Annotated in this window: 18 protein-coding genes, 1 tRNA gene and 1 other RNA gene; 13 read left to right on the forward strand and 7 right to left on the reverse strand. The window is 64.7% G+C overall.

Going from position 1 to position 21,265, the window contains the following annotated elements; all coding sequences use genetic code 11:
- Nucleotides 1–11 precede the first annotated feature (11 nt).
- The 3 genes from rsgA to LV82_RS00535 form a co-directional block, all read right to left on the reverse strand.
- The gene (gene rsgA, locus LV82_RS00525) at nucleotides 12–1,058 is read right to left on the reverse strand and encodes a ribosome small subunit-dependent GTPase A (RefSeq protein WP_104068770.1); all 1,047 of its coding nucleotides are present in this window, start codon (nucleotides 1,056–1,058) and stop codon (nucleotides 12–14) included.
- Between the two features lie 136 nt (nucleotides 1,059–1,194).
- An RNA gene (gene ffs, locus LV82_RS00530) (signal recognition particle sRNA small type) lies at nucleotides 1,195–1,291 on the reverse strand.
- A gap of 67 nt (nucleotides 1,292–1,358) precedes the next feature.
- Complete coding sequence (locus LV82_RS00535; RefSeq protein ID WP_104068771.1) at nucleotides 1,359–3,335, reverse strand: bifunctional 2',3'-cyclic-nucleotide 2'-phosphodiesterase/3'-nucleotidase; 1,977 nt, start codon at nucleotides 3,333–3,335, stop codon at nucleotides 1,359–1,361.
- Nucleotides 3,336–3,577: 242 nt separating this feature from the next.
- On the opposite strand from LV82_RS00535, the gene nudC reads away from it, so the two are divergent.
- The gene (gene nudC, locus LV82_RS00540; RefSeq protein ID WP_104068772.1) at nucleotides 3,578–4,537 is read left to right on the forward strand and encodes an NAD(+) diphosphatase; all 960 of its coding nucleotides are present in this window, start codon (nucleotides 3,578–3,580) and stop codon (nucleotides 4,535–4,537) included.
- Nucleotides 4,538–4,577: 40 nt separating this feature from the next.
- The gene (locus LV82_RS00545) at nucleotides 4,578–5,051 is read left to right on the forward strand and encodes an SRPBCC family protein (RefSeq protein ID WP_146065109.1); all 474 of its coding nucleotides are present in this window, start codon (nucleotides 4,578–4,580) and stop codon (nucleotides 5,049–5,051) included.
- Between the two features lie 4 nt (nucleotides 5,052–5,055).
- Here the strand turns inward: LV82_RS00545 and LV82_RS00550 are convergent, their stop codons facing one another.
- Nucleotides 5,056–5,913 carry a prephenate dehydratase gene (locus tag LV82_RS00550; protein WP_104068774.1) on the reverse strand — a complete coding sequence of 286 codons (858 nt, stop codon included), beginning with the start codon at nucleotides 5,911–5,913 and terminating at the stop codon, nucleotides 5,056–5,058.
- 121 nt (nucleotides 5,914–6,034) lie between these two features.
- Here LV82_RS00550 and LV82_RS00555 point away from each other — a divergent pair, with 121 nt between their 5' ends.
- From LV82_RS00555 to LV82_RS00580, 6 genes are all read left to right on the forward strand, one after another.
- Nucleotides 6,035–6,559 carry a c-type cytochrome gene (locus tag LV82_RS00555; protein ID WP_104068775.1) on the forward strand — a complete coding sequence of 175 codons (525 nt, stop codon included), beginning with the start codon at nucleotides 6,035–6,037 and terminating at the stop codon, nucleotides 6,557–6,559.
- 171 nt (nucleotides 6,560–6,730) lie between these two features.
- A complete protein-coding gene (locus tag LV82_RS00560) occupies nucleotides 6,731–8,611 on the forward strand; it encodes an extracellular solute-binding protein (protein ID WP_104068776.1) in 1,881 nt (626 codons plus the stop codon).
- 31 nt (nucleotides 8,612–8,642) lie between these two features.
- Nucleotides 8,643–9,728, forward strand: a complete 1,086-nt coding sequence (locus tag LV82_RS00565; protein WP_104068777.1) for a microcin C ABC transporter permease YejB — start codon at nucleotides 8,643–8,645, stop codon at nucleotides 9,726–9,728.
- Nucleotides 9,728–10,831 (forward strand): ABC transporter permease, encoded by a 1,104-nt coding sequence (locus LV82_RS00570; protein ID WP_104069252.1) that lies wholly within the window; start codon nucleotides 9,728–9,730, stop codon nucleotides 10,829–10,831. Before LV82_RS00565 ends, LV82_RS00570 begins: the two co-directional genes overlap by 1 nt.
- Nucleotides 10,828–12,426, forward strand: a complete 1,599-nt coding sequence (locus LV82_RS00575; RefSeq protein ID WP_104068778.1) for an ABC transporter ATP-binding protein — start codon at nucleotides 10,828–10,830, stop codon at nucleotides 12,424–12,426. The genes LV82_RS00570 and LV82_RS00575 overlap by 4 nt, the downstream gene beginning before the upstream one ends.
- Nucleotides 12,427–12,433: 7 nt before the next feature.
- Nucleotides 12,434–13,645: a glycosyltransferase family 4 protein gene (locus LV82_RS00580; protein ID WP_104068779.1), complete on the forward strand. Its 1,212-nt coding sequence runs from the start codon at nucleotides 12,434–12,436 to the stop codon at nucleotides 13,643–13,645.
- A gap of 4 nt (nucleotides 13,646–13,649) precedes the next feature.
- On the opposite strand, the gene hemN is transcribed toward LV82_RS00580, so the two are convergent.
- On the reverse strand, nucleotides 13,650–15,005 hold the full coding sequence (hemN, locus tag LV82_RS00585; protein ID WP_104068780.1) for an oxygen-independent coproporphyrinogen III oxidase: 1,356 nt from the start codon (nucleotides 15,003–15,005) through the stop codon (nucleotides 13,650–13,652).
- A gap of 55 nt (nucleotides 15,006–15,060) precedes the next feature.
- Here hemN and fnrL point away from each other — a divergent pair, with 55 nt between their 5' ends.
- The 5 genes from fnrL (at nucleotide 15,061) to LV82_RS00610 (ending at nucleotide 19,932) form a co-directional block, all read left to right on the forward strand.
- On the forward strand, nucleotides 15,061–15,807 hold the full coding sequence (gene fnrL, locus LV82_RS00590; RefSeq protein ID WP_104068781.1) for a transcriptional regulator FnrL: 747 nt from the start codon (nucleotides 15,061–15,063) through the stop codon (nucleotides 15,805–15,807).
- Between the two features lie 87 nt (nucleotides 15,808–15,894).
- Nucleotides 15,895–17,679, forward strand: a complete 1,785-nt coding sequence (locus LV82_RS00595) for a DNA polymerase III subunit gamma/tau (protein ID WP_104068782.1) — start codon at nucleotides 15,895–15,897, stop codon at nucleotides 17,677–17,679.
- 9 nt (nucleotides 17,680–17,688) lie between these two features.
- Nucleotides 17,689–18,033 carry a YbaB/EbfC family nucleoid-associated protein gene (locus LV82_RS00600; RefSeq protein ID WP_104068783.1) on the forward strand — a complete coding sequence of 115 codons (345 nt, stop codon included), beginning with the start codon at nucleotides 17,689–17,691 and terminating at the stop codon, nucleotides 18,031–18,033.
- 1 nt (nucleotide 18,034) lies between these two features.
- A complete protein-coding gene (gene recR / locus LV82_RS00605) occupies nucleotides 18,035–18,631 on the forward strand; it encodes a recombination mediator RecR (protein WP_104068784.1) in 597 nt (198 codons plus the stop codon).
- Between the two features lie 35 nt (nucleotides 18,632–18,666).
- Nucleotides 18,667–19,932, forward strand: a complete 1,266-nt coding sequence (locus LV82_RS00610) for an aminotransferase class V-fold PLP-dependent enzyme (protein WP_104068785.1) — start codon at nucleotides 18,667–18,669, stop codon at nucleotides 19,930–19,932.
- 150 nt (nucleotides 19,933–20,082) lie between these two features.
- Here LV82_RS00610 and LV82_RS00615 read toward each other — a convergent pair.
- Nucleotides 20,083–20,159, reverse strand: a tRNA-Met gene (locus tag LV82_RS00615).
- Between the two features lie 57 nt (nucleotides 20,160–20,216).
- Nucleotides 20,217–21,227 carry an NAD-dependent epimerase/dehydratase family protein gene (locus LV82_RS00620; RefSeq protein ID WP_104069253.1) on the reverse strand — a complete coding sequence of 337 codons (1,011 nt, stop codon included), beginning with the start codon at nucleotides 21,225–21,227 and terminating at the stop codon, nucleotides 20,217–20,219.
- Nucleotides 21,228–21,265 lie beyond the last annotated feature (38 nt).

The raw sequence follows: 21,265 nt of genomic DNA on the forward strand, positions 1-21,265 counted from the left end.
GCAGATCGGCCCTAGCCCGAACGCGGGCGGCGCGGCGTCGGCCGGGCCGCCCTTTTCGTGCTTTCGGCGCGCTCGCGACGGATTCGCGGCGGAACCGACTTGGCGACCTCGGCGTCCTCTTCGCGCAGCTTGCGCCAGCGTTCCAGACGCGCCGGATCGACCTGCCCACTGGCCACGGCCTCCTGAACGGCGCAACCCGGCTCGGGTCCGTGCATGCAGTCCGAGAAGTGGCAATTCCGGGCAGCCTGCAGGATTTCGGGGAATGTCGCGTCGATCGCCTGAGCCATCCCCCCCAGCCGGATCTCGCGCATGCCCGGCGTGTCGATCAGCCACCCGCCGCCGGGCACGGGATACATCCGCCGCGCCGTCGTGGTGTGACGGCCGCGCATGTCCTCTTCACGCACGGCGCCGATCTCGATCCGCAGCCCGGTCAGGGCCGATGCAAGGGTGGACTTGCCCACACCCGACATGCCGATGAACGCCACGGTTTGTCCCGGCCCGCACCATTCGCGCAACCTGCCGGCCACATCGGGCGCCTTCGCATTCACCGCCATGGCAGGCACGCCGGGGGCGATCGCCGCCAGCCTGTCCAGATAACGCCGGGGATCGGGGCACATGTCGGCCTTGGTCAGGACAAGGACGGGGGGCACGCCGCCGGCATTCGCAAGCACAAGATAGCGCTCGATCCGAGCCTCGTTGAATTCCAGCGTGCAGCTGGAAACGATGAACAGGGTATCGACATTGGCGACGATCAGCTGCTCGCGCGTGCCATCACCGGCTGCGCGCCGGAATATCCGCGACCGGCGCGGCAGCACACGCTCGACGCGCTGCGTTTCTGGCGCATAGACGATCCAGTCACCCACGGCCAGCTCTCCCGCGGGCAGGTCGGGCGGCAGAAACAGGGTGACCGCGCCCTGGGGGCCAAGGGCATCGATCCGATCGCGATTGACGCCGATCACACGCGCGGGATGAAGCCGCGCCGCTTCGTCCGTGGACAGATGCGCGGCCAGGTCGTCACCCCATCCCATGTCGATCAGGCTGGGTGGCTGGGCGGTCATGCATCCCCCCGGACAATGTCGCCGCCACGGTCTGCGCCCGATTGTATATGCCTGAAAATCAGAAACCGGCTCCTGAAGCTTGGTCGCGCGCGACTGCGCGATCTGCCATCCTGGCGTCTCCGCTTGCGGAGGGAGGGGTGAGAGGCTGGACAGCGACCCAGACGGGACTCGTTACGGCTGCTTCCTTCCGGACCTGACCGGGTTGGCGAGACGCCTGCCCGCGCCAACCTCTCGCGGCTGGATATAGGCAAGCGCGCCCGGAATGGCAAGAAGCCGCACGGCACGTTGCCCGGGGACCGCCTACAGATGAATCCGCAGACGCAGAAAGCCGTCATCGGTTTCGCCCGCGGGTTCGGCCCGCAAATCCTTGAGATCACCAAGATAGTCCAGCGCGCGCGGCCCCGTTTCATAGATGACCGTCGTCCCCGGCATCGCGGCGAGGCGCCAGTTGCCGTCCGCAGTCGGATTGATCGTTCCCTGTTCGACGATATACCGCACGATGATGTCGCGATTCGTGTCGGGCCCTTCGAACACGATCGTATCACCCTTTGCTCCGGGGAAATCGCCGCCACCCGAGGCGCGGTAATTGTTCGTGGCAATGATGAATTCCTGATCGGGCGCGACCGGTCGTCCGTCATGGGCCAGATCAACGATCCGATTTGCCTCGGGGTTGATCAGCTCCCCCTTGGGCCCGAATTTCGACGGCTGAGAAATGTCGATCTGGTAGGTGACGCCGTCAATCACGTCGAAATTGTAGCTGGGGAAGTCCGGGTTCAGCAGCGGCTTGTCGGACGATCCCGGCGCGATCTGGTTGAAGATGCCAGCCGAACGCTCCAGCCAGTCCTTCAGCTGAGCCCCCGTCACCCGAACCGCGCGGATCGTGTTGGGGTAAAGATAGAGATCGGCCACATTGCGTATGGCGATGGCCCCGGCGGGGACATCGGTGAAATAGTCCGGCCCGCCGCGGCCGCCTGCCTTGAACGGGGCCGCGGCCGAAAGGATGGGCAGGGCTTCATGCTCGGTTCCCTGCATCATCTGCGCGATATACCATTTCTGCGCGTTCGACACGATCTGGACGGACGGATCATCGGTGATCAGCGCGAAATAGCTGTAAAGGGGCGCGGTTGTCTGGCCGACCGGGCGACGCACATAGGCCAGCGTCTCCTCATGCTCCTTGCGGACCGAGTCCAGAACCGCGGGCACGCTTTCGACAAGGGGGGTGATGCTGCGATCCTCGCCGCGCCGATAGATCGGGCGCGCCTCGCATTCGAAATCGACGACCCGCCATTCGTTTCCGTCACGTTCCAGCATCAGGTCGATCAGCCCCATATGCGATCCCCAGAAACCCGCCATCACGGCCGGCTTTCCGGCAATGGTGCCGCGCTTGGGGTCGACCAGTTCTCGGGCTTCGAACGCGGGCGATGGGAATACAAGGTGGCTGTGGCCGGTCAGCACCGCGTCGATTCCCTCTACCCCCGCCAAGGGAACCGAGGCATTTTCCATCCCCGACTGGTGGCGCGCAGACCCGATACCCGAATGCGACAGCGCCACGATCAGGTCGCAGCCTTCCTCGCGCATCTGTGGCACCCAGGCGCGGGCGGCCTCGACGATGTCGCGTGTCGCGACCTTGCCCTCGAGATGGCGGCGATCCCAGTTCATGATCTGCGGCGGCACGAAGCCGATCAGCCCGATCCGGATCGGGTGCCGCTGCCCGGCGCCGTCTGTCAGTTCGCGGTCCAGAATGACATAGGGCGGAACCAGCGTTTCGTCCTGGCGCGGGGTCGCCCCGACCTTGCGGACGACATTTGCCGAAACGATCGGGAAGCGTGCTCCGGCTACGGATTTCACAAGAAAATCCAGTCCGTAATTGAACTCATGATTGCCCAGGGTCGAGGCGTCGAAACCCAGCGCGTTCATCGCCTGAATGACGGGGTGCAGGTCACCTTCGTTCATGCCGCGTTCATAGGCGATGTAATCGCCCATCGGGTTGCCCTGCAGGAAATCCCCATTGTCCAGCAGAATCGCGTTCGTCGATTCGGCCCTGACGGCCTGGATCAGCGCCGCCGTACGGGCCAGGCCGACAGTGTCGCTTTCTCGATCGGCATAATAGTCATAGGGATAGACATGCACATGCAGGTCGGTTGTCTCCATGATCCGCAGATGGGCCTGGTTGACCGACGCGCGGGCCGAGAAGGGGTGCAAGGCGATCAAGGATGCTCCGGCGGCCTGTGCCATGAAGTGTCGGCGGGTAATCGAATTCTGGTTGCTGGCGGTCATGGGGTTCCCCCTGTTCGAAAAGGTCGGATCGGGAAAGACCGTGCCAGAGTAACATGACATTGCTACGACTGTAGGATTTCGTTTGCGCCCAGACCATCAGACCTGCGCACGACACGGGTGAATTTCGCGCATAGGTTGCATTTGCGCAACGGCCGCCGCGGCACCGGGCGTGCCCTTCGCGCAAACGCGACCACCCGGTTGCGGCGCGCGCGGCCACGTGCCAAATGGGCCGTGGAGGCCTGATGCACGAGATTTCGACATTCGCATTCGCCGGTGGTGCGCTGGATCGCGTGGCGGCCCTGCGCGACGATGCCGCCGCCTTTGAACGATGCCTTCGCGGACCGCACGCGCGCATCCTGCCGCTGTGGCGCGGCAAGCCACTTATGGTGGCCGACGCCCTGGGCTGGGTCAAGCCCGGCCATGCCGTTCTGGCGCAAACCGTGGAACCACCGATCCTGCTTGGGCGCGCGGGTGGTGACATCTGTTTCGCGGCGGATGTCTCTGCCTGGTGCCCCGACGATCAGGATCTTCCTCAATCGGGCACATTCTTCGATCCGACCGAACAGCGCCACCCGGCACTGCCGCCGGATCATCGCTTCGTCGAGCTGCGCGCTGTCATGACCCGCCTGACGCCGACCGAGGCCGAGATCGCCGCCACCGCGAAGGCCATCACGGGCTGGCATCGCAGCCATCGCTTCTGTTCTTCCTGCGGGCAGCGCAGCGAGATGATCCAGGCCGGATGGCAGCGGTTGTGCCCGGCCTGTGGCGCGCGGCACTTCCCACGCACCGATCCGGTCGTCATCATGCTTGTGACGGCGGGCAACCGTGCTCTGATCGGACGTTCGCCGGGATGGCCCGACGGAATGTATTCCTGCCTTGCCGGCTTCGTCGAACCGGGCGAAACGATAGAAGCCGCCGTGCGTCGCGAAGTGGCCGAGGAGGCCGGAATCGGCGTCGGGCGGGTGCGCATCCTGGCATCGCAGCCCTGGCCCTGGCCGTCATCCCTGATGATCGGTTGTCATGCGCAGGCTCAGGACGATGCGATCAGCCTGAATGACAACGAACTGGAAGACGCGCGATGGATCACGCGAGAAGAGGCAATGCTTGCCCTTGCCGGCCGTCATCCGGACATTCGCCCGCCCCGCGCCGGGGCCATTGCGGCGCATCTGCTTGCACTATGGGTTGCAGCGCGGGTCGCGTGACAGCAGGATCGGCACGGATGCAGCAGGGGATCGAGAACAGGTGAAATTTTCCACCCGCGAGGATATCGCCGCGCCGATCGATTATGTCTTCGAGCGCCTGACCGACTTTCGCGCCTTTGAACGCGAAGCCCGCCGCCGCGGCATCGATCTGTCACGGACCGACCCGCTGGCAGAAATCGGCCCCGGCTTTACCTGGAGCCTGCGCTTCCCCCTGCGCGGAAAGATGCGCAGGCTGGTCTTCCAGATCGCCGACATCCAGTCGCCAAGCTTGCTGAAACTGGAAGGCCAAAGCTCGGGCTTCAACGTGAATTCCGAGGCGCAGCTGATCGCCCTGTCGCCCAGACGGACACGGCTGATGCTGTCCTTCGAGATCCGACCGCGCAACCTGCCCGCACGGCTCTTGTTGCAAACCGTCCGGCTCAACAAGGCCAATTATTCACGCCGCTTCGCGGGCCGGGTCCAGCGGCATGCGGCCCAGATTGAACTGGACTGGGCCAAGGCCCAGCGCGGCTAGGCCTTCAGTGCCGGCTGGGATCGGCCGGATATACGCCCAGAATGGTCAGGGAAGAGGTAAAATAATCCAGCTCCTCGAGCGCGAGGCGCACGTTGGGATCGTCGGGATGCCCCTCGATATCGGCGTAGAACTGCGTGGCCGAAAAAGACCCGTCGACCATGTAGCTTTCCAGCTTGGTCATGTTCACGCCATTCGTCGCAAAGCCGCCCAGCGCCTTGTACAACGCGGCCGGGATGTTGCGGACACGAAAGACAAAGGTCGTGATCATGCCGTGCTCGCCGCGACGGGTCAGGTCCAGTTCGCGCGCCATGACCAGGAACCGCGTTCGGTTGTGATCGGCATCCTCGATATGGCGGGCCAGGACCTCGAGTCCATAGATCTCGGCCGCCAGTTCCGAGGCAAGCGCCGCGACATGCGGGTCGCCCCGTTCGGCGACGTCGCGCGCCGCGCGCGCATTGTCCGAACTCACCCGCCCCTGGATCCCGTGCCTGCGCAGGAAGCCCGCGCATTGCGGCAGCAGAACGAGGTGAGAGTAGGCCTCGCGAATATCCGCAAGCGTGGCGCCGGGCACGCCCAGCAGGTTGATGTGGACGCGCACGAAGGCTTCGTTCACGATCCGCAGGCCGCTTTCAGGCAACAGGCGGTGAATGTCGGCCACGCGCCCGTAGGTCGTGTTCTCGACCGGCAGCATGGCCAGGTCGGCCTCGCCCGATCGTACGGCCTCGATCACCTCCTCGAAGGTGCGGCAGGGCATCGGCTCCATCTGCGGATAGGTGTCGCGGCAGGCCTGGTGGGAATAGGCGCCGGGCTCGCCCTGAAAGGCGATGCGCCCCGTCTTGGAACTGGGTGAAAGCGTGGTCATCGGGCCCCATCCTGACTGCGCCCGGCAGGCCCGGGCAATTCGCCGCGCTAACTATACCTTGAAAACGGTCAGGGGAAGCGGGTAGATACCGCGCGACGCATAGCCAGAACAGAGGCGCGACATGTTCGACACGATGACAGTTACGAAGGCGGGCGGCGCGCTTTGCGGCTCGCTGCTTGTATTCCTTCTGATCAAGTGGGCCGCTGACGGGCTCTATCACACCGGGCCCGTGGCCCATGGCGGCGAAGAAGTCGCGCAGGCCTACGTGATCGACACCGGCGACACGGGCGGGGCGACCGAAGCGGCCCAGGAAGGCCCGGACTTTGCCACGCTGCTGGCCTCGGCCGATCCCGCCGCGGGCGAGAAGGTCTTCAACAAGTGCAAGGCGTGCCACAAGCTGGACGGCACAAACGCCACCGGGCCGCATCTGGATGGCGTGGTGAACCGCCCCATCGGCTCGGTCGAAGGCTTCGGATATTCCGACGCGATGAAGAACCATGGCGGAACGTGGGATCCCGAAACCCTGTCGCACTTCCTGGAAAACCCCAAGGGCTACATTCCGGGCACGAAGATGTCCTTCGCCGGCCTCAAGAAGCCCGAGGACCGGGCCGACGTGATCGCCTATCTGCAGCAATTCGGCGGCTGACGCCCGGTTTCCGGCCACCATCGGATCATGGCCGCCCCCGCCGGGGCGGCCATTTTTCGTGCCGCCGCGGCACCCTGCCCCCGAAGGCTCACAAATTCGCAACTTGAAGCGCGCGCCATCGGCGTTCTAGGTTTCCACCTGGACCGGACACAATGCGCAGAGGACAGGGCGATGCCGTCACATCAGGTCAAGCAGAACCGTTTCGCGTCTCTTTGTGCCGCCGCTTTCGGCGCGATCTGGGCATTCGCCCAGCCGGGCATGGCGCAGGATGTGACGATCTCGCATGCCTATTCGAATTTCGGCGCCATCAAGTATCCGGCGGATGTCGATCATTTGGACTATGTGAACCCGGACGCGCCGAAGGGCGGGGAGATCTCGATCTGGGCGCAGGGCGGTTTCGACAGCTTCAACCAGTATGCCTCGGACGGAGTCCCCGCGGCGCTGAACACGATCGGCAGCGAATCGATCCTGATCTCGACCGACGACGATCCATATGCGCTGTACTGCTATTTGTGTACGACGCTGGAATACCCGGCGGACCTGTCCTTCGTGACGTTCAACCTGCGCGACGACGTGACCTTTGCCGATGGCACGCCCATGACGGCCGAGGATGTCGCCTTCAGCTTCCAGCTGTTCCAGACCCAAGGCATACTTGAATACCGGCGCGTGGTCGAAGGCTTCATTGACCGGGTCGAGGTCGAAGGCCCCTATCGGATCACCTTCCACTTCACCGACAAGACCCCGATGCGTGACCGCGTGGGCTTTGCGGGGGGCACGCCCGTATTCTCCAAGGCCTGGTTCGAGCGGACCGGAGCACGACTGGATCGTGCGACCAAGGAACCCTTCATGTCCACCGGGCCCTTTGTCCTTGACAGTTTCGACTTCAAGACGCGCGTGATCTATCGGCGCAATCCGAACTTCTGGGGCGCGGACCACCCGTTCAATCGCGGCCGATGGAATTTCGACCGGATCCGGGTCGAGTATTTCGCCGATTCGGATGCCGCCTTCGAGGGTTTCAAGGCTGGCGACTACACCTTCCGCACTGAAAACTCTTCGCAGCAATGGGCGGCGGGCTACGACTTTCAGGCGATGCGCCAGGGCTGGATCAAGCGCGAAGAGATCCCCGACGGAAATGTCGGCACGCGCCTGTCGTGGGTCTTCAACCTCGATCGCCCGAACTGGCAGGATGGCCGCGTGCGCGATGCGATCGCCATGATGTTCAACTATGAATGGGCGCGCCAGACGCTGCAATACGGCCTGTATGAACGGCCCGTTTCGTTCTGGCCGAACACCGATCTGGCGGCCTCGGGCACGCCGGATGAGGGCGAACTTGCCATCCTGAAGCCGCTGGTGGACGAGGGTCTTTTCGATCCGTCGATCCTGACCGAAGAGGCCCGCGTGCCGATCGTGCACGATCCGGCGAACAACCGTCCCTCGCGCCGCATCCTGCGCGAGGCCGCGCGCCTTCTGGAAGAGGCGGGATGGCAGATCGGCGACGATGGCCTGCGCCGCAACGACAGGGATGAGGTGCTGGAGCTGACGATCATCCAGTACAGCCCGATCTACGACAAGTTCATAAACCCCTTCATCGAGAACCTTGCCCTGATCGGCGTGCGCGGCCGGCTGGAGCGGGTCGACATCTCGCAATATGTCGAACGGCGTCGCAAGGGCGATTTCGATCTCGCCAACCAGGGCTTCGACATGGATTTCGAGCCCTCTGGCGGACTTGAGCAATGGTTCGGATCGAAGACGGCCGACGACAGCTCGCGCAATCTGATGCGGCTGCGCCATCCCGGGATCGACCGCCTGATCCAGACCGTCGTGGCGGCCTCGACGCTGGAAGAGCTGAAGACAGCGGTTCACGCGCTGGATCGCGGGCTGCGCAAGATAGGGTTCGACATCCCGCTGTGGTACAACCCCGAAACCTGGGTCGCGTATTACGACTTCTATCGCCACCCCGAGAATCTGCCGCCGCTTTCGGTGGGCGAGCTCGATCTGTGGTGGTATGACGCCGAGGCCGCCGAACGGCTGAAGGCCGCGGGCGCGTTCTAGGACCACACGAACGGAACGGGGCAAAGCGACCTTGGGCGCCTATATCCTTCGCCGGCTCTTGCTGATGATCCCGACGCTGTTCGGGATCATGCTGATCAATTTCGTCCTGACCCAGTTCGTCCCCGGCGGGCCCGTCGAACAGATCATCGCCCGGCTCGAAGGCCAGGGCGACGTGTTTCAGAACATTGCGGGCGGCGGCGACATCGCGCTGGAACAGGAAGCGGCGGGCAATGACCGCTATCTTGGCGCGCGCGGTCTTCCGCCCGAATTCATCGCCGAGCTCGAGCGCCAGTTCGGGCTGGACAAGCCCGCCCATGAACGCTTCCTGAAGATGCTGGGCGACTATCTGACCTTCGATTTCGGCGAAAGTTACTTCCGCAAGATCTCGGTCATCGACCTGGTGATCGAAAAGCTGCCGGTTTCGATCACGCTGGGCCTGTGGTCGACGCTGCTGGCCTATCTGATCTCGATCCCGCTGGGCATTCGCAAGGCCGTCCGGGACGGCTCGCGCTTTGACACATGGACCAGCGGCGTCATCATCGTGGCCTATGCGATACCGGGCTTTCTGTTCGCCGTCCTGCTGATCGTGCTGTTCGCGGGCGGCAGCTATTGGCGCATCTTCCCGCTGCGCGGGCTGGTTTCCGACAATTGGGAGGAACTGACACTGATCGGCAAGGTCCTTGACTATTTCTGGCACATCACCCTGCCGGTCGTGGCCACGACGATCTCCAGCTTCGCCACGCTGACGCTCTTGACCAAGAACAGCTTCCTGGACGAGATCAACAAGCAGTACGTGCTGACCGCCAAGGCCAAGGGTCTGACTGAACGGCGGGTTCTGTATGGGCATGTGTTCCGCAACGCCATGCTGATCGTGATCGCCGGCTTTCCGGGTCTGTTCATCTCGGTCCTGTTCGGCTCCAGCCTGCTGATCGAGACGATCTTCTCGCTCGACGGTCTGGGGCGGCTGGGCTACGAGGCCGCCGTCGCGCGAGATTATCCCGTGGTCTTCGGCACGCTTTACGTCTTTGGCCTTCTGGGGCTTCTTGTCGGTCTGCTGTCGGATCTGACCTATGTGCTGGTCGATCCGCGCATCGACTTCGAAAAGAGGTCGGGATGATACGTCTGTCGCCGCTGAACCAGCGCCGCTGGCGCAACTTCAAGGCCAATCGCCGTGCGTTCTGGTCACTTTGCATCTTTCTGGTGCTGTTCGCGATCTCGCTGATGGCCGAGGTCGTGGCCAACGACAAGCCGATCGTGCTCAGCTATCGCGGGCAGCTACATTTCCCGATCTACCGCTTCTACCCCGAGACCGCCTTCGGGGGCGATTTCCGCACCGAGGCCGTTTATCGCGAGCCCGAGGTGCAATGTCTCATCATCTCGGGCGGGCTGGAATCGTGCTTTGACGACCCCGAAGCGGTTATCGAGGATGCGCAGGACGGGGTCGTCGACGGTCAGCCCATCCAGAAGGGATGGATGATCTGGCCACCGATTCCCTATTCCTATGACACGATCAACAATGTCGGCACGGCGCCTTCGCCGCCGGACAGGGATCACTGGCTGGGCACCGATGATACGTCGCGCGATGTATTGGCGCGCATCATCTATGGCTTCCGCCTGTCCATCCTGTTCGCGCTGATCGTGACATCCGTCTCCAGCCTGATCGGCATCGCCGCGGGCGCGGTACAGGGGTATTTCGGCGGCTGGGTGGATCTGAGCTTCCAGCGCCTGCTTGAAATCTGGGGCTATACACCGGGGCTTTACGTCATCATCATCCTGTTCGCGATCCTTGGGCGCAGCTTCTGGTTGCTGGTCTTCGTGTCGATCCTGTTCGGCTGGCCGGCGCTCGTTGGCGTGGTGCGCGCCGAATTCCTGCGCGCGCGCAACTTCGAATATGTCCGCGCGGCGCGCGCCCTGGGCGTGTCCGACCGCGTGATCATGTTCCGCCACATCCTGCCCAATGCGATGGTGGCCACGCTGACGATGCTGCCCTTCATCGTCACCGGCGCGATCGGCAGTCTGGCCGCGCTGGACTATCTGGGCTATGGCCTGCCCTCGAACCTGCCGTCGCTGGGCGAGCTGTCGTTGCAGGGCAAGTCGAACCTGCAGGCACCCTGGCTGGGCTTTTCGGCCTTTTTCACCTTTGCCATCATGCTATCGCTTCTGGTCTTCATCTTTGAAGGCGTGCGCGACGCGTTCGATCCGCGAAAGACCTTTGCATGAGCGTGCTTCTGGACATTCGCGACCTGCGCGTGGACTTCCACCAGGACGGGCGAGTGATCCCGGCCGTCCGCGGCGTCAGCCTGACGGTCAACCGGGGCGAAACCGTCGCCATCGTCGGCGAGAGCGGCTCTGGCAAGTCCGTCACGGCCCTGTCCACCGTTTCGCTGCTGGGACGCAACGCGCGCGTCTCCGGCTCGGTCCGTTATCAGGGCCGCGAGCTGATCGGCGCGCCCGAAGAAACGTTGCGTCAGGTGCGCGGCAACGACATCAGCTTTGTCTTTCAGGAGCCGATGACATCGCTGAACCCGCTGCACACGATCGAGAAGCAGATCGGCGAGAGCCTTCTGGTGCATCAGGGGCTGAAGGGCGAAGCGGCGCGGGCACGGATCGTCGAGCTGCTGACCAAGGTCGGCATCGACAATCCCGAAAGTCGGCTTGCCGACTATCCCCATCAGCTGTCGGGCGGGCAGCGCCAGAGGGTGATGATCGCCATGGCGCTGGCGAACGGGCCCGAGCTTCTGGTGGCGGATGAACCCACGACCGCGCTGGACGTGACGATCCAGGCCCAGATCCTGGACCTTCTGGCCGAGCTGAAGGATCGCGAGGGGCTGAGCCTGCTGTTCATCAGCCATGACCTTGGCATCGTGCGCCGCATCGCGGATCGCGTCTGCGTGATGAAGGACGGCGAAATCGTCGAACAGGGGCCTGCCGGCGACATCTTCGCCAATCCCCAGCATCCGTATACGCAGAAGCTTCTGGCGGCCGAACCGAAGGGCGGCCCCGATCCCGTACCGGAGGATGCACCGGAAATCCTGTCCGCCCGTGATCTGCGGGTATGGTTCCCGATCCGTCGCGGATTGCTGCGGCGCGTCGTGGGCCATGTCCGCGCGGTCAACGCCGCCACCCTGTCGGTGCGCGAGGGCGAAACCGTGGGGATCGTCGGCGAAAGCGGTTCGGGCAAGACGACGCTGGCGCTTGCCCTGATGCGATTGATCGAAAGCGACGGACCGATCCTGTATCTTGGGCAGGATATCTCGGGCCTTGGGACGCGCGCCCTGCGCCGGTTGCGCCGCGACATGCAGATCGTGTTTCAGGACCCATATGGCAGCCTGAGCCCGCGCATGACGGCCGAGCAGATCATCGCCGAGGGACTGAGCGTTCATGGTGTCGAACCGGGTCAGGACAAGCGCGAACTGGTCCGGCAGATCATGACCGAGGTCGGCCTGGATCCGGCGATGATGGAACGCTACCCGCACGAATTCTCGGGCGGCCAGCGTCAGCGCATCGCCATCGCGCGGGCCATGATCCTGCGCCCCCGCATCGTGGTGCTGGACGAACCGACCTCGGCGCTCGACATGACGGTGCAGGTCCAGATCGTCGATCTGCTGCGCCAGTTGCAGCGCCGCCACCGGCTGGCCTATCTGTTCATCAGCCACGATCTGCGCGTGGTCAGGGCGCTTGCGCACAAGGTCATCGTGATGCGCAAGGGCGACGTGGTCGAATCTGGCCCCGCCCACGCGATATTCGACTCGCCCCAATCGGACTATACGCGCGAGCTGATGCTGGCGGCCTTTGCCCATCACGCCGCCGAATAGGTGCCGGATGAAGATCCTGCTGATCCATCAGAATTTTCCCGGCCAGTTCCTGCATCTGGCGCCGGCGCTGGCCGAACGCGGCCACACGGTCGTGGCCCTGACGGTCGATGGGAACAAGCGCCCGTCTCCCGTGCCCGTCCTGCGCTATCGCGTGCCCAAACCGCCGGAATTCCGCGGCGCGGGCCTGCACTACGCACAGATGGCCGAGCGCGGCGCGACCGTCGCGCGGGCCTGCGCGCGGCTGAGACGGGAAAAGGGCTTTGTCCCGGATGTCGTCTTCGGTCATGGCGGTTGGGGCGAAACGCTCTTCCTGCGCGAAGTCTGGCCCGAAGCGCGGCATCTGACCTATGCCGAATTCTACTATCGCGCACGCGGGGCGGATACGGGCTTCGATCCCGAATTTCCCCGCGATCCGGTCGCGATGGGAATCGGAACCGTCGCACGGCGGACCCATCTTCTGCAGGCGCTGGTCGAAGCCGACGCCGCCGTCGCGCCGACCGCGTGGCAGGCATCGACCTTTCCCCGGGGATTGCGTGATCGCATCCGCGTCATTCACGATGGCATCGACACCGACAGGTTGAAGCCCAACCCCGACGCCCGGTTCAAGCTGCCCGACGGCAGCACCATGCGCGCGAGCGATGAAGTCGTGACCTTCGTCAATCGCAATCTTGAGCCCTATCGCGGCTATCATGTCTTCATGCGGGCCCTGCCCCGCGTATTGAAGGAACGGCCTTCGGCCCAGATTGTCATCGTCGGGGGCGACCGCCAAAGCTATGGCCCCGCGGCGCCGGACGGCAAGAGCTGGAAACAGATCTATCTGGAAGAGGTCCGCGATCGGCTGGACCTGACGCGGGTGCATTTCGTGGGCCAGCTGCCCTACCCGCAATTCGTGGCCCTGATGCAGGTCAGCCGGGCCCATGCCTATCTGACCTATCCGTTCATCCTGTCCTGGTCGATGCTCGAGGCGATGAGCGTCGGCGCGCTGGTCATCGGCTCGCGCACCGCACCGGTGCAGGAGGTCATCCGCGACGGGGAAAACGGGCGCCTCGTCGATTTCTTCGACATCGACGGCTGGTCGCGGGCGCTGATCGAGGCACTGTCCGATCCCGATTCGGCCATGCCCCTTCGGCAGGCGGCGAGGCAGACGATCCTTGATCGCTATGACCTGCGACGGATCTGCCTGCCGCGAATGATCGATTTCGTCGAAGGACGCGATTGAGGCCTCACACGGCCGGGCTGTGCCCCGCGCGGGACAGGTCATAGGCATCGAATCCGCGCGCGATCATGCGGGTCAGCGGACGTCCCTGGGGCGGAATCCGCAGGCCCGTTTCGTCGATCTCGACCATCTCGCCAAAGGTGGCCTGCACGTCCTCGAACATCCGCCACAGGGCATCGCGGGACATGCCGAAATCGCGCGCGATCTCGGCCGCGTCGATGGCAAAATCGCACATCAGCATCTCGATCATCCGGGCGCGCATGCGATCCTCGCCCTGGAAGCGGTGGCCGCGGGCGGTCGCAAAACGGCCCTCTCGCACGGCCTTCGTGTAGGCGGCCGTGGCCGAAACGTTCTGCGCATAGCCCTGCGGGAAACGCGATATCGACGATGCCCCCAGCCCGATCAGCACCTCCGACGCATCGTCGGTATAGCCTTGGAAATTGCGTCGCAGCCGCCGCTCGCGCGCGGCACGCGCCAGCCCATCCTCGGGCAGGGCAAAGTGGTCGATCCCGATCTCCTGATAGCCATCGGCCAGGAACAGGTCACGCGCAGTCTCGAAAAGACGCAGGCGTTCTTCGGGCCGCGGCAGCCGGTCGGACGGGATCATCACCTGCCGCCGCGCCATCCACGGCACATGGGCATAGCCATACAGCGCCACGCGGTCGGGCGAAAGCGACAGCAGCTTCTGTACCGAGGCGGCGATGCGCGGCCCTGTCTGATCGGGCAGCCCGAAGAGAATATCCGTATTCAGCGAGGAAATCCCTCGCGCGCGCAGCATGTCGGCCGCGCGTTTCGTCACCTCGAAGCTCTGGTCGCGGCCGATCAGCGCCTGAATCGCGGGATCGAAATCCTGCACGCCGATCGAGGCCCGGTTCATCCCCGATTCGACAAGCGCATCCACACGCGCCTCGTCGATCTCGTTCGGGTCGATCTCGACCGAGAATTCGGCGTCCTTTCCCATCGGAACGGCGTCAAGGATCGCCGCCGAAAGCTCGCGGATATGGGGCGCGGGCATCATCGTCGGGGTGCCACCGCCCCAGTGCAGCCGCGAAAGGTGGACGCCGGGTGGCAAGTTTCTTCGCAGCAGCTCGATTTCCTGCTTCAGCACGTCCACATAGGCGCGCACGGGATCATCCGTACTGGTGCCCTGGGTGCGGCAGGCGCAGAACCAGCACAGCCTGCGGCAAAAGGGAACGTGGACATACAGCGAAATGCCCGCCCCTTCGGGAATGGCCGCGATCCATTCCTCGAAATCCTGCGGACCGACGGCCTCGGAAAAGTGCGGTGCTGTCGGATAGCTTGTGTATCGCGGCACGCGCGCGTCGAAGAGACCCAGCTTTGCGAGTTGCGATTCCCGTGTCATGCGCCTAGGGTTAGGACGACCCGCGCGCCCGGACATTGACCCAAGTCAAGAAACCATGACCATCCACGAAAAAGTTGACGCACCGATGCAATGCGGGTCCTGCCCGATCCGCCACCGCGCCGTATGCGCCCGGTGCGAGGCCGACGAGCTGGCCGCGCTGGATGCGATCAAGTTCTATCGCAGCTTTCAGGCTGGCCAGACGGTCATCTGGGCGGGCGACCAGATGGATTTCGTGGCCTCGGTCGTCACCGGCGTGGCCACCCTGAACCAGGTGATGGAGGATGGCCGGACCCAGACGGTCGGCCTGCTGTTTCCATCGGATTTCGTCGGGCGGCCGGGGCGGTCGGGATCGCCCTACAACGTCGTGGCCGAGACGGATCTTCTGATGTGCTGCTTCCGCAAGAAGCCCTTCGAAGAGCTGATGGCGCGCACGCCCCATATCGCCCAGCGGCTGCTCGAGATGACCCTGGACGAACTGGATGCGGCGCGCGAATGGATGCTGCTTCTGGGCCGCAAGACCGCGCGCGAGAAGATCGCCAGCCTTCTGGCCATCATCGCCCGGCGCGATGCGGCGCTGCATCTGAACACCCCTTCGGGCCGGATGGTGATCGAATTGCCGCTGACGCGCGAGGCGATGGCTGCCTATCTGGGCCTGACGCTGGAAACCGTCAGCCGACAGATGTCGGCGCTCAAGCGCGAAGGTCTGATCGAACTTTCGGGCAAGCGCACCGTCATCATCCCCGATTACGAAGCCCTGATGATCGAGGCCGGCGAGGATGCCGATGGCGGCCTGCCCGCCTAGGGTCGCCCATCCGGCATTCGGTACCGGTTTACCTTTGGCCAGCAGCGCCGTAACCTGCCGCCCGGTTCAGTCTCCGATACAGGTGCCATGACAGACGCTTCCGCGCCCCGCTACCAGGTTCTTGCCCGAAAGTACCGGCCCGAGACCTTTGCCGACCTTGTCGGCCAGGACGCCATGGTGCGCACGCTGAAGAATGCCTTTGCCGCGAACCGCATCGCGCAGGCCTTCATCATGACCGGCATCCGTGGCACCGGAAAGACGACCACCGCACGCATCATTGCCAAGGGGCTGAACTGCGTCGGCCCGGATGGCACGGGCGGGCCCACGACCGAACCCTGCGGAAAATGCGAACATTGCGTGGCGATCATGGAAGGCCGCCATGTGGACGTGATCGAGATGGACGCCGCCAGCCGCACCGGCGTGGGCGATATCCGCGAGATCATCGAATCGGTGCACTACCGCGCGGCCAGCGCGCGCTACAAGATCTACATCATCGACGAGGTTCACATGCTCTCCACCAGCGCCTTCAACGCGCTGCTGAAGACGCTGGAAGAGCCGCCGGCCCATGTGAAGTTCATCTTTGCCACGACCGAGATCCGCAAGGTTCCGGTCACCGTCCTGTCGCGCTGCCAGCGCTTTGACCTGCGCAGGATCGAACCCGAGGTCATGATGGGCCTGCTGCGGCGCATCGCCGATGCCGAGGGCGCGCAGATCACCGACGAGGCGCTGGCGCTGATCACGCGCGCGGCGGAAGGCTCGGCCCGCGACGCGACCTCGCTACTGGACCAGGCGATCAGCCATGGCGCGGGCGAAACCACCGCCGACCAGGTGCGCGCCATGCTGGGCCTGGCCGATCGGGGGCGGGTTCTGGATCTGTTCGACCTGATTCTGAAGGGAGATGCGGCGGGCGCGTTGAACGAATTGGGCGCCCAGTATGCGGACGGGGCCGATCCGCTTGCCGTCCTGCGCGACCTGGCCGAAATCACCCATTGGGTCAGCGTCATCAAGGTGTCGCCCGAAGCCGCCGACGATCCGACAGTCTCACCCGACGAACGCGCGCGGGGCCTCGCAATGGCCGAATCCCTGCCGATGCGGGTTCTGACGCGGATGTGGCAGATGCTGCTGAAGGCACTGGAGGAAGTCTCGGTCGCGCCAAACGCCATGATGGCGGCCGAAATGGCCGTGATCCGCATGACCCATGTGGCGGACCTGCCCGATCCCGAAAGGCTGATGCGCGCGCTGGCCGATGGCCCACGACCTGGCGCGGCGATCGCCGGTGTTCAGCCCTCATCGACCCCACCTTCGGGGGGCAATGCAAGCGTCAGTCATCACGCATCGCTCCCGACCGGCGCGGACACGCGGGCACATGGCTCATCGGCCCATGGCGCGACACAAGGCGGCGCCGCCACGGCGCTCGCGCAGGCGCCTCAGTCCCTGGCCTCGTATGCGACATTCGCCGATGTGGTCGAGCTGATCCGCGCCCACCGCGACGTGAAACTGCTGCTGGACGTGGAATCTCATCTGCGTCTGGTGCGCTATGCGCCCGGGCGGATCGAGTTCGAACCAACGCCCGACGCGCCGCGCGACCTGGCCGCCACGCTGGCGCAGCGCCTGCAATTGTGGACCGGCGTGCGCTGGGGTGTATCCGTCGTGGCCGAAGGGGGCGCCCCGACGATCCGCGAGGCGCGCGAGGCGCGCGAAGCCAAGGCGCGCGAACAGGCGCGGGAAAACCCGGTCGTGCGCGCGGTGCTCACGGCCTTCCCAAAGGCAAAGATCACCGCCGTGCGCACGCAGGATGAATTGCTGGCAGCTGCCCGCGATGCGGCACTGCCCGAGGTGCCCGACGAATGGGACCCGTTCGAGGAAGAATAGGAGAAGAGCATGTTCAAGGGATTGGGCGGACTTGGCGACATGGCCAAGATGATGAAGGCTGCGCAGGAAATGCAGGGCAAGATGGCCGAACTTCAGGCCAGCCTTGATCAGATGACCGTCATCGGCGAATCCGGCGCCGGCCTGGTCAAGGCGACCTGCACGCTGAAAGGCGAAATCAAGGCACTGGACATCGACCCGTCCATCTTCGACCCGACTCAGAAGGAAGTGGTCGAGGACCTGATCGTCGCCGCGATCAAGGACGCGCAGAAGCGCGCCGCCGAACGCGCCCAGGACGAAATGAAGCGGCTGTACGAAAGCATGGGACTGCCCGCGGACATGAAGCTGCCCTTCTGAGATGACGGCCGCGCGCGACATCGAGGCGCTGATCGAGCTGATGGCCCGCCTGCCAGGGCTTGGGCCCAGATCGGCCCGTCGCGCGGTCCTGCACCTGATCCGCAAGCGCGGTCAGGTCATGGCCCCGCTTGCCCAGGCCATGGCCGATGTCGCCGCACGCGCGCGCGAATGCGCGATCTGCGGGAATATCTGCACCGCGGACATTTGCGACATCTGCGCGGACGACCGCCGCGCCACCGGCGAGATCTGTGTCGTCGAGGATGTGGCCGATCTGTGGGCCATGGAGCGCGGCCAGGCCTATCGCGGCCGCTATCACGTCCTGGGCGGCACATTGTCGGCGCTCGATTCGATCGGGCCCGACGAACTGGGCATACCGCGGCTGGTCGCGCGCGTACGCGAGGAAAACGCGACCGAGGTCATCCTGGCCCTGAACGCCACGGTCGATGGCCAGACGACGGCACATTACATCGCCGACGCATTGCAGGGCACGGGCGTAGCCGTCAGCTCGCTGGCCCAGGGCGTCCCGATCGGGGGCGAGCTTGACTATCTGGACGACGGAACGATCCAGGCCGCCCTGCGCGCACGAAGGCGGCTCTAGAACCGCATGATCGGCAACATCACGGAGAGACAGGAATGATCGCGGACATACCGGGGCTCATGCAGGCGGTGCGGGACCGCTTTGCCCATGTCGAAACCTGCCCGTTCGAGGGCCCGCGAATCTTTTTCGAGAATGCCGGCGGCGCCCTGCACCTGAAATCGGTGATCGAGACGTCAGCCGCCTATGCGGGCTATCCCGACAACCAGGGGCGCGACAACCCCGCCAGCCGCGCGCTGATGGCCGCCATCGAACGCGGTCGCGCCGACATGCGGCTGTTCCTGAACGCCCCCGATGGCGAGGTCTTCGTCGGCGAAAGCGGCACCGAGGTGCTGTTTCGCCTGATTCGCACCGCGGCCCTGGCCGCGGCGGAAGGCGGGCGCATGATCTCGACCACGCTCGAACATCCCGCCTCGCGCAGCGCCATGGCCCGCTGGGCCCAAGCTACCGGACGGCCGCATGTCCTGGTGCCGCACGACGATGCGACGGGCACCGTTTCGGCCGATGCCTGGGAGGACCACCTGGGCCCCGATATCCGGGTCGCGACGATCATCCACACCTCTCCGGTGACGGGGATGGCGGTCGATGTCGGCGCGATTGCCGCGCGAATTCGCGCGCATGCCCCGGATGCCTTCATAATCGTGGACGGGATCCAGCATGCCAGCCATGGAAATATCGACGTGGCCGCGCTGGCGATCGATGGCTACGCCGTCTCTCCCTACAAGGTCTTCTCGCGGCATGGCTATGGCGTGGGTTGGGCTTCCGAACGGCTTACCGCCTGCGAAAAGGAACAGATTCGCGGCGGCCCAGGGCGCAACTGGGAACTTGGCACGCGCGATGCGGGGTCCTATGCGACCTTCTCGGACGTCGTGTCCTATTTCGACTGGCTGGGCAGCCAGTTCACGGACAGCACCGATCGGCGCACGCGAATCCTGGCCGCGGCCGAAGCGATTCACGACCATGAAGGACGCCTGATGCGCGCCATGCTGCACGGCACCGGCAACCTGCGCGGCCTGGCCGAGATGCCGGGCATCACCCTGATCGGCGGCGATCGGGTCGAGGGGCGCGAGGGCGTCGTCTCGCTGACGCTCGACGGCATGCCGGCTGCCGATCTTGTCAGGTTCCTGAACGATCGCGGCATCCGCACCCATACCCGCAAGGCCGACCATTATTCCGGCAACGTGCTTGCACCGCTGGGGATGGATGCCTGCGTGCGCGTCTCGATCTGCCACTACAATACCGAAGGTGAGGTCGCACGATTCCTTGCCGCGATGGAGGAGGCGCGGGCGGCGACAGGCGCCTGACCGCTGGGGGTGCGAATCGATGCCGGTCGCATATGCGGGCGGCATCGACCGGGCAGAACACCCATGCCGGCATGCACCGAACGAATGGCAATGACACGCGTTAGCGCAATTCAGGGCCTTTCCCGGACGCCAGGGTCTTGTCGGGGGTGTTGGTGGCTAGGGGCGGACTTGAACCGCCGACCCCATGATTATGAGTCATGTGCTCTAACCAGCTGAGCTACCTAGCCGCAACGGCGGCGTAGGTATGCCAGACCCCGCCCGCCGTCAAGAGAGAAATCGCACCCTCAGACACCGTAATGGGCGCGGTACCATTCGACGAAGGCACGCATGCCGGTGCGAATGTCGGTCTGGGGCCGATAGCCGGTCAGACGTCGCAGCAGCGAATTGTCCGCCCAGGTGGCGACCACGTCACCCTTCTGCATCCCCATCAGGTTGCGCACGGCCTTGCGGCCCGTGGCCTGCTCGATCGCGGCGATGAAATCGTTCAGCGCGACCTTGTCGCCATTGCCGATATTGACCACCCGCCATGGCGCGACGGGCGAAAGGGAATCGCCTTCCTCGATCGCATCGGGCGATTCGGGACGCACGGGAACCGCGTCGATCAAAAGCCGGATGCCGCGCACGAGATCCTCGACATAGGTGAAGTCGCGATACATCTGGCCATGGCCATAGACGTCGATCGGCTCGCCCGCCAGGATCGCGCGGGTGAATTTGAACGGCGCCATGTCGGGTCGTCCCCACGGACCGTAGACCGTGAAGAACCTGAAACAGGTCGTGGGCAGGCCATAGAGATGCGCCCAGGAATGCGACAGCGACTCGGTGGCTTTCTTGGTCGCGGCATAGATCGACATCTGCGAGTCGGCCTTTTCGGTCTCGCGATAGGGCATTTTCGTGTTCGCGCCATAGACCGACGAGGTCGAGGCCAGAAGCAGATGCCCCACACCGATCTCGCGCGCGGCCTCCATCACGTTGAAGGTGCCCTCGATATTGGCCGACAGATAGCTGCGCGGCGCCTCCAGCGAATAGCGGACGCCTGCCTGGGCCGCGAGGTGAACGACAGCGTCGGGGCGAAACTCGGCGATATCCGCGCGCAGGTGCTCGGCATCCTCCAGCATGAATTCGGCAAAGGAAAAGCCGTCCCGGGGCGTCAGCCGATCCAGGCGCGCGCGTTTCAGCGCCACGTCGTAATAGGCCGTCATGCCGTCCATGCCGCGCACGATGTGGCCTTCGTCCAGCAGCAGCCGGGCAAGATGATAGCCGATGAACCCCGCCGCGCCGGTGATGTAGACACGCATATCGATCCCTCCTTCGCTGGCCCGAGCCATAGCGCCTT

The organism is Albidovulum inexpectatum, from assembly GCF_002927635.1.
Lineage (GTDB): Bacteria > Pseudomonadota > Alphaproteobacteria > Rhodobacterales > Rhodobacteraceae > Albidovulum > Albidovulum inexpectatum.